We start from the raw sequence: 12,518 nt of genomic DNA on the forward strand, positions 1-12,518 counted from the left end.
CTCCGTCCCCGCCCGGAAGCTCATAGCCCTTGCCCCCCTCCTCCTCCAGCAGCAGCACCGACGGATACGACCTCGTCCTGCGCCTCCTGCTCGGCGTGCTCGCCGTCGTCGTCCCCCAGTCCCACCTGGCCTGGCTGTGCGGCAACATCACCGCCTACCTCGCCGGCACCAGCTGGGCCCCCTACCAGCCGACCAACGCCCTGCTCCACCCCGAGCGGGTCTGGCCCGCTCTGGGAGAAACGTCCCTGCTCATCGGGGCACGCATCGTTCCCGTTCTGCTCCTCCTGGCTCTCGGGGTGACGACGGTCGCCCTGTGGCTCCGGCACAAGAACCGCGGCGGCGGCCGGAAGCAGATCACCGGCATGGCCAAGGCCCGGGACATCGAGCCCTTGATGGCCAAGGCGATCACCGACAAAGCCCGCTCGCTGCGCCCGAGCCTGAAAGACGCCAAGCACATCGAAGCCCGCGACACCGGCATCCTCCTGGGCAACCTGCAGAACACCCGGCACGAGGTGCGCATGGGCTACGAAGATGTAGCCGTCGCCATCATGGCGCCCCGCTCGGGCAAGACCACCTCGCTCGCCATCCCCTCGATGCTCGCCGCGCCCGGCCCCGTCCTCCTGACCTCGAACAAGGCCGCAGGCGACGCCTTCACCGCCACATACGAGGCCCGCTCCCGCGTCGGGCAGGTGTGGACCATGGACCCCCAGCAGATCGCACACGCCGCACGCGAGATGTGGTGGAACCCCCTCGCCAGCGCGAAAACCCTGGACGGGGCGAACCGGCTCGCCGGACACTTCCTCGCCGCCTCGGTGGACGCCTCCCAGCAGGGCGACTTCTGGTCCAAGGCCGGCAGCAACATCCTCTCCCAACTGCTGCTGGCCGCAGCGCTCGACGAGCGGCCCATCACCGACATCATGCAGTGGCTCGCCTTCCCCGCCGACCGCACCCCGCTCGACATCCTCCGCGACCACGACTTCGCCGCCGTCGCAGCACAGCTCAAGGGCACCGTCGAGGGCCCCCCGGAGACGCGCGACGGCATCTACGAGACCGCCCGCCAGTACGCCGCCGCACTGCTGAACAACGAGATCGCCGCCTGGGTCACCCCACAGAACGACGTTCCTGAGTTCCGCCCGTCGGAGTTCGTCACCTCCACCGACACACTGTTCCTGCTGAGCAAGGACGGCGGAGGCGGCGCCTCGGCACTGATCGCCGCATGCGCGGACTCCGTGATGCGCGCGGCCACCGCCCAGGCCGAACGCGCCGGCGGACGCCTGGACCCGCCCATGCTCGCGATCCTCGACGAGGCCGCCAACGTGTGCAAGATCAGCGACCTGCCGGACCTGTACTCCCACCTCGGCAGCCGCGGCATCATCCCGATCACCATCCTGCAGTCCTACCGCCAGGGCCAGAAAGTTTGGGGAGACGCGGGCATGGACGCCATGTGGTCCGCCTCGACCGTCAAGGTCATCGGCTCCGGCATCGACGACCCCGACTTCGCGGACAAGCTCAGCCGCTTGATCGGCGACCACGACGTGGAGACCACGTCCACCTCGCACTCGGAGTCCGGGAAGTCGACCTCGGTCAGCATGCGCCAGGAGCGGATCCTGCCTGCCGACGCGATCCGCGCCCTGCCCAAGGGCACCGCGCTGTGCTTCGCCACCGGCATGCGGGCCGCGATGCTCGACCTGCGGCCGTGGTATCGGGAGCCAGGAGCGGAGGAGTTGTCCGCGGCGTCCGCCCGCGCGTCGAAGGCGATCACGGCTCGCGCCATCGCGAAGCACGCGCCGACGCAGTCCGACTTCGGGACGGCCGCGTGAGCGACGCCCCGCACCTAGTACCGGTCCGCTCCCGTGAGGCGAAGGACTTCGTGCGCGCCTGGCACCGTCACCATCCGCCGCCCGCGGGCCAGATCTTCGCGGTCGGCGCCGCCGACGAGACCGGCACGCTGCGCGCCGTGGCCATCGTCGGCCGGCCGGTGGCCCGTCACCTGGACGACTGCGCCACCCTCGAAATCACCCGGACCGCCAGCGACGGCACCCGCAACGCGAACTAAGACGGCACGCGCAGTGAGCCGTTGACCATGCCGCTCACTCCAGCCGTACAGCACACCCTGCCGTTCCTGCCGACCTGCAGGCCGCCGAACTCCCTGGACCACCACCGTGTCACTTCTGGACATCCCCGACGTTTTCATCGGGTCCCCCGACGACGGGCACACCTTCGTCATCCTCAACCGCCGCATCAGCGACGCCGACCGGCTGCTCACCGAAGCCGGCTTCCACCCACGTGAACACCACGGCCGCAGGCTCTACCTGCTGCCTCCGGGTACTGCGCAGGACGTCCACGAGCGCGCCGGCGTCGCGATGTACGGGCTCTTGGCCCACACCCACGACCTCGTCGACCTTTCCTGGACCACCCGCTGGAGTCCCGACCAGCCGGCCGGTGGACCAGACCTGCGCTTCCAGTTCGGTGACGGCACGGCTGCCGTGACCGCCTCGACCACCGCCGCCCGGTTGCTTCTGGAGCAACACGGCTTCGTCTCCAGCAGACGGCGAGTCCTACCGCCCGCGGGACGGGCTTGACGAGCGCGGACTGCTCGGCGCCGTCACCGCTGCCGAGGCACACGCGTACACCCACGGTCTCAGCGCACGTGTCCACCTGGGCATCCCCACACCCTCCGACATCCCCGCCAGTACCCGCCGCCGTTCAGCTCCCGTGACCGGTCCGCGAACCACACCATGGGCCCCTCGCCGCGCCCGCTGACCATCCCCGCCGCATCCGGTACCGCCATCCGAGGAGCCTCCACGTCCTCCGACACCCCCACCGTGCATGATCTCGCCCGTGCCCTCGCCGACCAGCTCAACCCCGGGGCCGCTCCCCGGGACGTGACCGTCAGTTTCGGCGCCCGCCGGCAAGCCCCCGTCGAGTACCGCAGCCGCGGTCGGGGCGGACCCGTGACGGTCTACGCCCAGGCACTGCACGCCGCCCTCTACGGCCTTCCCACGCCCGACGAGTCGCTGCCCACCGCCCTGGACGCGCTTCTGCAAGTCACACACACCGCGACCGCCCCGGAACAGAAGACCGCCGTCCTGCTGCAGGTCGCCGAGCAACTGCGCAACGCCGCCGAGATCATCCAGCGCTACCAGTACCGAGCCCAGTGGGACCGGTTCCCCACCGATGTCGCCGAGCAGCTCGCTACTGCTCACGACCAGGCCCAGCAGATCGCCCAGGCCCTCGACCGCGTGGCCCCCGCCTTCAGCCACAAGCCCACCACGCCCCGTACCCAGCCCGCCCACTCCCGGAGCGCCACCACCCCCGTGGCCTCCCCGCCATCACGAGCCCCACACCACCGCTGACCTGCCGCGACAGCCCGCCCTCCGAGAAAGACATCTCCTGGCCACCACCGACTCCCTCCAGGCCCTCCTCGCCCAACATCGCTGCGCGCTCGGCGTGTTCGTCCCCGCCGGACTGCATCCGGCCCGCGCCGAGCGCCATCAGCTCGACCAGATCGCAGGGGCCGGCGCCGATCTGTTCGAGATCGGCCTCGCCCACCATGACGCTGGCCTCGACGGGCCCGTCATCCAAGCGGCCTACCGCCGCGCCCTGAGCCGCGGAAACGTCCTCGCCCGCGCCCTGCGCGCGGTCGAGCACGCCGCTGGCCTTCGGCCGACCGTCGTCATGACCTACTGGGATCCCGTCAGCCGGCACGGCCCCGAACGCCTGGCCCGGCTGCTCGCTGACGCGGGTGCCGTCGGCGCCATGGTCGTCGACCTGCCCGACGACCAGGCAGAGCGCTGGCAGGCCGCAGCGAAGGCCGCGAACCTCTCCACCCCACGCCTCGTCCCGCGCCACCTCGCCGACACCGGCCTCTCCACCGTTGCCGCCGGCGCGTCGGGATGGCTCTACGCACCCGCCAGCACCGCCCCCACCGGCTACCGCGGCCCACTCGACGTCCCCGCGCTCGCCGACTTCACAACACGCCTGCGCGCCGCGAGCCCCCTACCCGTCGTATCGGGCGTGGGCATCTCCACCCCAGCCCTCGCGGAACGCGTCGCGCCACTGGTGGACGCCGTCGTCATCGGCACCCCCGTCGTCCGCGCCCTGATGACCGCCCCCGAGCAGGCCCCGGCACTCACCGCCGCGTTCGCCCAAGCCCTGAACCCGTACGCCACCACGGAGACCCGTGCCTGATCCCGCCAACCCGGCCCCGGTCCTGGCCCGCATCTCGTCCGACGCTTCCTGTCTGCACCAGGCCCTGCGTGCCCTGCCCGCCGAACGAGGCGCATCCACACTGGCCGCGCGCCTCACTGACGCCCAGGACCTCGCCGGCACCGCTTTGCGGCTGTTTCTCACCCGCAGCCGCCAGGCGTCGCGGCCCTCCCCTACGGACCTGCTGCTCCTCCACCGCGTCGCGCAGATCGCCAAGGCCGCCCAGGACGCCGCCGCCGAACTGACGGCTGCTCTTGCCCGCACCGTGGAGAACCAGCGCCGCCAGGCCGCCGCCACATCACGGCGGGTCGTCCTAATCGGGCCGGCACCGCAGCAGTTCATCGAGTCGGCCGCCGACCTCCTCGACCGCATCCCCGCCCTCTGCGACGCCGTATCCCGCGACCGACCGGAATACCCCTGCCGCTGACGCGACAGCCGCAATGCGAGCGCGCCCTCCCTTTTCCCTACACCCAGGACAGACCATTTCAGATCAGCCCCGATTCCGCGCCCTCTCCCTCGGCGCGGGAGTTCAGTCCAGCACGCTTCTCGCCCTGTCAGCCGAGGGCATTCTCCCCAGGGTCGACTGCGCGATTTTCGCCGACACCGGATGGGAACCCGAAGTGGTTTATGCACACCTTGACCGCATGGAAGAAGAGATAGCCGCGCCCGCCGAAATACCCGTACTCCGCGTGTCGGCCGGAAATATCCGCGACGACGCACTGAACCCGGATCACCGTTTCGCCTCCATGCCGCTCCACATCCTCAATCAGGACGGGCGACCTGGAATGACCCGACGGCAGTGCACCGGGGAATATAAGGTTAAGCCGATCAAGCAGAAGGTTCGCGAACTACTCGGCTACCCCTACCCGGCCCGCATCCCGAAGGGCGTTTTCGTCGAGCAGTGGGTAGGAATCTCCACGGGTGAATGCCACCGCGCGAAGGACGCGGACGTCAAGTACATGCGTAACCGGCATCCCCTTCTCGACATGTCCTGGAGCAGGGCCGACTGCGTGCGTTACCTGACCTCTCTCGGTCTCGCAGATACGCCTAAGTCGAGTTGCCTGGGATGCCTTATGTGGAATCGAGCGTGGGCAGCCTTGAGCCATGGTCGACGTCCCGTGGGGCAAGTTCCCCATCCTGGCAGAGGATCAAGAGGCCCCTCGTTGGCTGCAGTTCATGGCGAACATCGGTCGGGCACCCAACACGATCGACGCGTACGGCCGTGCGGTCGAGGACCACCTCCGGTTCTGTGCCGCGGAGGGTGCAGAGCCGCTGTACGCGAAAGCGGACACGGTGGCGGCGTGGATCGGCGAGATGCTGGAGCGACCACCCAGCAAGCTGTGTGGAAAGGGAGCCGCCCGGGCGGCTCCCGGGCTGGCGAACGCGACGATCCAGCAGCGGATTGTGGCCGTCCGGTCGTTCTACGAGTTCCTGGTGGAGGACGGACTGCGCGAGCGCAACCCGGTACGCCGTGGACAGACGGGCCGAAGCGGACGGCGGCCCAAGAGGGGGCTGGTCCGGCGGGTTGAGCAGGCGCCATGGATACCTGCCGAGACCGACTGGCAGCGGATCCTGGAAGCGGCCATGGCCGAACCGCTTCGGAACCGGCTGATGGTCTCGCTCGCCTACGACGGCGCTCTCCGGCGCGAGGAACTCGTCCAACTGTCCGGAGACGACTTCGATCCCGCTTACAGTCTGATCCGACTGCGGGCCGAGACGACCAAGTCCAAGAGGTCCCGGGAAGTCACCTACGGTGCGGCCTCCAGCCAGTTGTTCATGGCCTATCTCGGCGAACGCCGCAACTCCTTCGGCCGGCTCACCGGCTCGCTACTGCGGTCCACGTCGAACCGGAACCCGGGCGACCCTCTCAGCGCGTCGAGCTGGTCCAAGATCGTCGAACGGATCAGTCGCACCTCCGGAGTCACACGCCTGTCCACGCATACGTTCCGACACCTGCGGCTGACGGACCTGGCTCGCGCCGACTGGACCATCGACCAGATCGCCCAGTACGCCGGCCATCGCGACCTGGCCACGACCATGCGCTACATCCACCTCTCCGGCCGTGAACTCGCCGCCCGGTTTCATCGCGCCAACACCACCCTTCATGCCGACCGCGAACGGCTCCTCGCCCGCCTCCTGGAGACACCGTGAACTCGAAGCAGGCACATCCGCTGACCGAGCACCTACTGCCCGACCTGATCCCCAAGGAAATCGCCGCTCTGGAGCACATCGCCCCGCTCAACGCGATGCACGCGAGGGCAGCAGCCGACCTTGCCCGTCTGATCATCCCGATCGACAAGGTCACCACCACCTGGGACCCGGGCAAGGCCAACTCAGCACGATTCCGCCTTCTGAAGGAGGTCCATCGGCAACAAAAGCCCTACTGGACGTGGGACGAGGCCACATGGGTGGAGGCTTCCGCGAACGCGGGAAGCTTCCGGTTCCACCTCGTAGCCCTCGGGCACCAGCTCGGCGGCCACCATCGGCTTCACGACACCGTAGGCATCACCAGCCTGGCTCGACTCGCCGACCTCACCTTCGGTCGCCGCGCCGTACAGCCTGCCGTGGAAGACATCGAAGCGACCCTCACCGCCTGGCGGAACTCCACCCACCTGCTGGCATGGCAAGTCCGCAACGCCCTCCTCGACGTCCTGCTGAGCAACAACAGCCCCCATCTGGAGGACCTCCGCCTGCCCCTCCTGCACGACCTGCTGGAGCACTACAGGTCCATCGGAGCCACCAGCCGGCGGCGCGGCTTGTTCAAGATCTCCAGGGTCCTGGCCGACAAGGGCATCATCCCGTCGCCTCTGCGCACCAACCAGGACAAGGCAGGACCGGAGGAAGCCTCGCTGGCCACAGTCCCGCCGGAGTGGCGTGAGCCGGCGCTCCGCTGGATGAAGCTCGTCACGCACGAGCCTGGGACAAAGAGGCCGATGCTCTCGGCCATCCTCGTCGCCGGCCGGTGGGCCGCCGAGAAGCACCCGGAGGCCGTCGCTCCTGAGCTGTGGACCCGCGACATCGCTGCCGAGTACATCGCGGACACGATGACCGCGGTCGTCGGGCAGTGGGCCGGGCACAGCCGCAACCGCAGCCGCGTCGGCCAGCCCCTCAGCCCCGGCGGGAAGGCAACCCGCATCGACAGCGTCCGGGGGTTCTTCTCCGACCTCATCGAATGGGAGTGGATCAAGCCCCGGTTCGACCCGCGCCAGGTGCTGAGCATGCCGCTGTCCCTTCGCGCGCTCATGGGCCCGAACCCGCGGATCATCGACGACGCGACCTGGGCCAAGCTGATGGCGGCCGGACTGACCCTCAACAGTGAAGACCTCAAGCCGTACGGCACGCCGCGTGCCCGCTCCGCGGGGTGGAAGGCCACCTACTACCCGGTCGAGATGGTCCGGGCCATGGTGGGTGTCTGGCTCTTTGCCGGCTGCCGTATGGATGAGCTGCGCCGCCTGGACCTGGACTGCATTACCTGGGACGAGGGAACGGACGAGCGGACCGGCGAGACCTACCCCATCTGCTTGCTGCACATCCCGCAGAACAAGACGAGCCGTCCGTTCGCCAAGCCCGTCGACCCACTGGTCGGTGAGCTCATCGACGCCTGGAAGCTGGTCCGGCCACCCCAGCCCGACCTTGCGGACCGAAAAACCGGCCTACTGCGCCAGCACCTCTTCTGCCACCGCGGTCAGCTCGTCGGAAGCGCCTACCTCAACGACAACATCATTCCGGCCCTCTGCCAGAAGGCCGGAGTGCCACAGCAGGACTCCCGCGGCGCCCTCACCAGCCACCGGGCCCGCAGCACCATCGCGACGCAGCTCCTCAAGGCCCGTGACCCACTGACCCTCGGCGACCTCCAGCAGTGGCTCGGACACAAGCACCCGGCCAGCACCCGCTACTACGCCAAGATCCTCCAGCGCACCCTGACCGCCGCCTACAAGAAGGCCGACTATTTTGCTCGCAACGTCCGCACCATCGAAGTCCTCATCGACCGCGACAGCATCCTCACCGGCGCCGCCACCGGCGGCGAACAGCCGTGGAAGTACTACGACCTGGGCGACGGCTACTGCAGCTACGACTTCTTCGCGAAGTGCCCCCACCGCATGGCCTGCGCCCGGTGCCCCTTCTACGTTCCGAAAGAGTCCAGCAAGGGCCAGCTCCTCGCCGTCAAGGAGGGCATCAACACGATGCTTGAACAGGTCGACCTGACGGACGACGAACGCGCGGCCCTTGAGGGCGACCGCGACGCTGTCGCCGCCCTGACCGAACGACTTGCTCACGTTCCGACTCCAGCCGGCCCGACTCCCAGCGAGCTGGGAAACAGGTCCGCCTTCATCCCCCTCACGCAACTCGCCGACACAGTCACGAAACGCCCGGCTAGCGACAAAGCCCCAGAAGGATCAGCAGACAAGTAGTCCGCACTCACGCAGAAGGCGGCCCGGACCCACGAAGGAGCTGGAGGAGTACGCCGGTGACAGCGGCTGGCGCTGCCACAGGATCGATAGGAAGCGGCTGGGCCTCGTGCACAGCAGCATCTCCGTGGACGTCGAGCGGCACAGAATGCCAGCCGTCCCTCATTCGCCAGAACACCAGCAGCCCATACGGCCACAAATCGCGGCCCTCCGTCCAGTAGAGGGCGACCGCTCTCGACTCATCCCATCGCTCATCCGGAGCGCAGCCGAAGCCGTGAAGAGCTTCCACGACGGCACCGACGTATCGGACCATCTCCGGGTAGTCGAGCAGCTCCGTACCGTCCGCGGCAGCCACGGTCTTCTCCATATCGCGAGGTCTGCGGATCACAGTTCCGCGGTCCATACACCCTCGGGGTGGTCGCCCGGTGGCAGCCACAGCCGCGGCTGCGAATGCCAGTAACTCTCCTCGGCCTGTTCCTCCCAGTAGAAGCGGCCGCCCGCATCGGGCCACGCAGCTTGCAGGAAGGGGAAAGGAGGCCGCCGGTAGAACCGGATCGCCCTCCCGAAGAACGTCCTGTACCACCGCAAGTCGACGGCCCTGAGCACCAATCGATGGCCCTCGACCACGCCCTGATGCTCTTGGCCAGCCTCCAGTACCGCACCGCCAGCGGCCCGGCCTCCGACCGCGTTGAGAATGCGGTGCATGTCATGGACGTCGAGCCCGAACATGGCGAGCTCAGGAGCACCGTACGTGTGCGCCAGGCCGACGGTGTAGGCAAACCCGGGGCCGACCTCGTCCTCGGGAACCATCACGACGTGCCAACCGTGCTGCCGCACGTTCTCAATGATCGTCAGGTCTACCCGGTCCGCTTCGTCCCGGTCGCCATAGTCGTGGCAGAGGACGCAGCGGCACTCGAATGAATCACGGGACATGCGCTGAGGCTACGGGGACCACCTGCAGGAAGTGCAGGCAGGCCCCGCGAGCTCCCTACACGGCGCTCTCGTCGATGAAGGCCATGAAGGTGCCATGCCCCGCGCCTGCCAAGTTCAGCAAGCCCCAGCTTGAGGGCTTGCCACGCGTCCCCTTCGCACCCCCGTACCCCCTATCGAAAGGTCACATCCTTGTCTCGATTCTCAATAACTTGCCCGTTCCACGGGAATGCGCAGTGGCGGCATATCAGGGACACTTCTCCGTCCGAGTGGGCGGACGTCGTCGAATTCGACGCGGCCATCCGACAGGGCAACGCCCGTGCCAACGCCTCGGGCAGCCGCCTGATCGGCGAGGCGTTCCTGCACCGCTCCCGCGTCCCGCTCAGCGAAGCCCCCATCGATCACGTCACGGCTGCCGAGCGGGCCGCCCTGCGGATTAGCGCGGACGACGCCGACGCCCTGGAGAACGGTGTCGAGGACGGCTGCTCGCCCTGGGCGTGCCGCGGCGACGCCGACGCGTTGACGCAGGACGACTTCGGGCTGGCCACGTGATACTCGACCTCTTCGCGGGGCCGGGCGGCTGGAGCAGAGCGCTGCACGTCCTGGGCGCGCGCGACGTCGGCCTGGAATGGGACGAGTGGGCGTGCAAGACCCGCGCTGCGGCGGACCAGTTGACCATCCGGTGCGACGTGGCGAGGTATCCGACCTGGCCGTTCATCGGCCGCACCCGCGGCGTGATCGCTTCGCCGCCATGTCAGGCGTGGAGCATGGCCGGCAAGCGCCTCGGCCTGCTCGACCAGCCGCTGGTGCACGCAGCAGTCGAGGACCTAGCGGCCGGGCGGGACACCCGCGAGCGCCTCCTCGCCGCGTGCCGTGACGAGCGCTCCCTGCTCGCCGCCGAGCCGATGCGCTACTTGTACGCGCTGAATACAGTCGGCGAGCCCGACTGGGTCGCCATGGAGGAAGTACCGGACGTGCTGCCCTTGTGGAAGCAGTACGCGGCCGTCCTGCGGGGGTGGGGGTTCTCCGTCTGGTGCGGGATCCTCAACGCCGCCGACTTCGGCGTCCCGCAGACCAGGAAGCGAGCGATCCTCCTGGCCTCCCGCGTCCGTACGGCGCAGCCGCCCACGCCCACGCACGCCCGGCTCGCCGAGCCGGAATCGCTGTTCGGTCCGGGCCGTGCCCGCTGGGTCAGCATGGCCGAAGCTCTGGGATGGGGCGCGACTGACCGGCCCGTCCCCACCGTCTGCGCAGGAGGTGGGCACGGAGGCGGACCCGAACCGTTCCCGTCGGGCTCCCGCAAGACGCTGTCCGATGCCCGGGAGCGCGGCACTTGGATGCCCCGGCCGGACGGGGTGGTTCTGCAGTCCCGCCGCGAAGGCACGGGGTGGGCGGCCCGGCACGGCACCCGAGACAACCGTGCGGCCGACGCTCCGGCGCCCACGTTCACCGCCGAGGCCCACCGCTGGTCCTGGTCCCTGCGCAGCAACAACCAGGCCAACGCCACCGTCCGGTCCATCCAGGAGCCGGCTGGCACGCTGTTCTTCGGGCACCGCGCCAACGAGTGCACCTGGGTCGCCGAACCCGCCACACCGCCAGCCGAAGAAGCCGATGCGCCGGCCGTTCCCGAGCCGATCCGGATCACCGCCCGCGAGGCCGGCCTCCTACAGACCTTCCCCGCCGACTACCCCTGGGCCGGCAACAAGGGCCAACAGTTCTCCCAGATCGGCAACGCCGTACCCCCGCTGCTCGCCGGCCACCTCCTCGCCCCGCACCTCGGCCTCCCCCTCGACCCCGACGACTTCACCCTCGCCGCCTGATGCCCCACACCCCCGGTCCCGACGAAGACGACCTCGCCGCCATCGCACCGCCCCAGCCGGTGTTCCACGTCGAGCAGGCCCTCCTGGGGGCCCTCCTCCTCGACCCGCACCGCCTGGACGACGTGAGCGGCATCACCGCCGACTCCTTCTCCACCGCCGCGCACGCCGCCCTGTACGCCGCGATCAACACCCTGCCGCGGCCCGACCCCGCCGAGCACGCGAAGAACACCACGTGGCTCGACCGCGTGCTCACCGCGGGCCGGGAGCAGGCGCGCGGTCTGACCGCCACCTACCTGCACACCCTCGTCCAGGTCTGCCCCCGGCCCAGCCACGCCCCCGCCTACGCCCGCATGGTCGAGGCCGAACACGCCCGCCGCCGCCTGCTGACGGCCGCCGAACGCCTCGTCCACACCGTCCACGACGTCTCTCTCCCCCACCCCGTCCAGACGGTGCTCACCGAGGCCGACTCACTCGCCGCGGTCGTGGACGACATCGCGAACTGCTTTCCCGCGCGCTCTGACGTCCTCCCCCGCACCCCGGCACCGCCCCCCGCAGCCCCTGACCACACCGAGGCGGTCGAGGAGGAGCAACTGCTGCTCGCCACCGCCACCGCCCGCCCTGACGAGATCGACGCCGTGCGGTGGCTGGTCCCCGACGACCTCACCCTGCCGCTGCACGTCGGCCTGTGGCAGTGCCTGACCACCCTCGCCCGCCGCAACGAGCCCGTCGACCCCGTCACCGTCCTGTGGGAGGCCCAGCAGCGCGGCCTGCTGGACGGCGCCAGTGAACCAGGCGAGGTCCTGCGCATGCTGGCCGAACCGGCCGGATCCGTCGGGCACTGGGGCGAACGCGCCCTGCAGCGCTCCCTCCTGGCCACGGCCGAGCACACCGGACGGCGCATCGAGGCGTACGCCGGCGACCCGACGAACACCCCCTTCCAGCTCGTCGTCGGCGCCCGCCGCGCCCTCGCTGACATCGCCGCCGTCCGCACCCGCTGGCAGAACGCCACCGGAACCACCCCGCCACAGCAGCGGCAACCGGCGCCTGCCATCCGCGCCGGCCCGCCGACCACCACGGCCGCACACGCCGCCCGATCGACACGAGCAACCCGATAGCTCCCGAGTACGCCGGTGGCCGGACCCGAAGGCCC

At 69.6% G+C, this 12,518-nt stretch carries 12 protein-coding genes and 1 pseudogene; 12 read left to right on the top strand and 1 reads right to left on the bottom strand.

Features of this window, described 5'->3' with window-relative positions; genetic code table 11:
* Positions 1-29 precede the first annotated feature (29 nt).
* The 9 genes and pseudogenes from ACZ7LV_RS32105 (at position 30) to ACZ7LV_RS32145 (ending at position 8,621) form a co-directional block, all read left to right on the top strand.
* Positions 30-1,820 (top strand): type IV secretory system conjugative DNA transfer family protein, encoded by a 1,791-nt coding sequence (locus ACZ7LV_RS32105; RefSeq protein ID WP_471944541.1) that lies wholly within the window; start codon positions 30-32, stop codon positions 1,818-1,820.
* A complete protein-coding gene (locus ACZ7LV_RS32110) occupies positions 1,817-2,056 on the top strand; it encodes an XF1762 family protein (protein ID WP_471944543.1) in 240 nt (79 codons plus the stop codon). Before ACZ7LV_RS32105 ends, ACZ7LV_RS32110 begins: the two co-directional genes overlap by 4 nt.
* A gap of 106 nt (positions 2,057-2,162) precedes the next feature.
* Positions 2,163-2,582 carry a hypothetical protein gene (locus ACZ7LV_RS32115; RefSeq protein ID WP_471944545.1) on the top strand — a complete coding sequence of 140 codons (420 nt, stop codon included), beginning with the start codon at positions 2,163-2,165 and terminating at the stop codon, positions 2,580-2,582.
* Between the two features lie 243 nt (positions 2,583-2,825).
* Complete coding sequence (locus ACZ7LV_RS32120) at positions 2,826-3,356, top strand: hypothetical protein (protein ID WP_471944547.1); 531 nt, start codon at positions 2,826-2,828, stop codon at positions 3,354-3,356.
* Positions 3,357-3,450: 94 nt separating this feature from the next.
* Entirely contained in the window at positions 3,451-4,191 is a 741-nt protein-coding gene (gene trpA / locus ACZ7LV_RS32125) for a tryptophan synthase subunit alpha (protein ID WP_471944549.1), read from the top strand.
* Complete coding sequence (locus tag ACZ7LV_RS32130; RefSeq protein WP_471944551.1) at positions 4,184-4,636, top strand: hypothetical protein; 453 nt, start codon at positions 4,184-4,186, stop codon at positions 4,634-4,636. The genes trpA and ACZ7LV_RS32130 overlap by 8 nt, the downstream gene beginning before the upstream one ends.
* Before the next feature lie 13 nt (positions 4,637-4,649).
* Positions 4,650-5,279, top strand: a pseudogene (locus ACZ7LV_RS32135) (adenine nucleotide alpha hydrolase family protein); the annotation flags it as partial.
* Positions 5,280-5,385: 106 nt separating this feature from the next.
* Entirely contained in the window at positions 5,386-6,360 is a 975-nt protein-coding gene (locus ACZ7LV_RS32140; protein WP_471944553.1) for a tyrosine-type recombinase/integrase, read from the top strand.
* Entirely contained in the window at positions 6,357-8,621 is a 2,265-nt protein-coding gene (locus tag ACZ7LV_RS32145; protein ID WP_471944555.1) for a tyrosine-type recombinase/integrase, read from the top strand. Before ACZ7LV_RS32140 ends, ACZ7LV_RS32145 begins: the two co-directional genes overlap by 4 nt.
* A gap of 381 nt (positions 8,622-9,002) precedes the next feature.
* Here the strand turns inward: ACZ7LV_RS32145 and ACZ7LV_RS32150 are convergent, their stop codons facing one another.
* A complete protein-coding gene (locus ACZ7LV_RS32150; RefSeq protein ID WP_471944557.1) occupies positions 9,003-9,551 on the bottom strand; it encodes a DUF4262 domain-containing protein in 549 nt (182 codons plus the stop codon).
* Between the two features lie 189 nt (positions 9,552-9,740).
* On the opposite strand from ACZ7LV_RS32150, the gene ACZ7LV_RS32155 reads away from it, so the two are divergent.
* Genes ACZ7LV_RS32155 through ACZ7LV_RS32165 form a run of 3 tightly spaced genes read left to right on the top strand, consistent with a single transcriptional unit; the run spans position 9,741 to position 12,483 of the window.
* Positions 9,741-10,100: a hypothetical protein gene (locus ACZ7LV_RS32155; RefSeq protein ID WP_471944559.1), complete on the top strand. Its 360-nt coding sequence runs from the start codon at positions 9,741-9,743 to the stop codon at positions 10,098-10,100.
* Entirely contained in the window at positions 10,097-11,368 is a 1,272-nt protein-coding gene (locus ACZ7LV_RS32160) for a DNA cytosine methyltransferase (RefSeq protein WP_471944561.1), read from the top strand. Before ACZ7LV_RS32155 ends, ACZ7LV_RS32160 begins: the two co-directional genes overlap by 4 nt.
* Positions 11,368-12,483 (top strand): DnaB-like helicase N-terminal domain-containing protein, encoded by a 1,116-nt coding sequence (locus ACZ7LV_RS32165; protein WP_471944563.1) that lies wholly within the window; start codon positions 11,368-11,370, stop codon positions 12,481-12,483. Before ACZ7LV_RS32160 ends, ACZ7LV_RS32165 begins: the two co-directional genes overlap by 1 nt.
* Positions 12,484-12,518 lie beyond the last annotated feature (35 nt).

This window comes from Streptomyces sp. NPDC107562, from assembly GCF_055657325.1.

Coding starts and splice junctions, on each gene's coding strand:
- ACZ7LV_RS32140 (WP_471944553.1), top strand. CDS start 5,386: ATGGCGAACATCGGTCGGGCACCCAACACGATCGACGCGTACGGCCGT.
- ACZ7LV_RS32150 (WP_471944557.1), bottom strand. CDS start 9,551: ATGTCCCGTGATTCATTCGAGTGCCGCTGCGTCCTCTGCCACGACTAT.
- ACZ7LV_RS32165 (WP_471944563.1), top strand. CDS start 11,368: ATGCCCCACACCCCCGGTCCCGACGAAGACGACCTCGCCGCCATCGCA.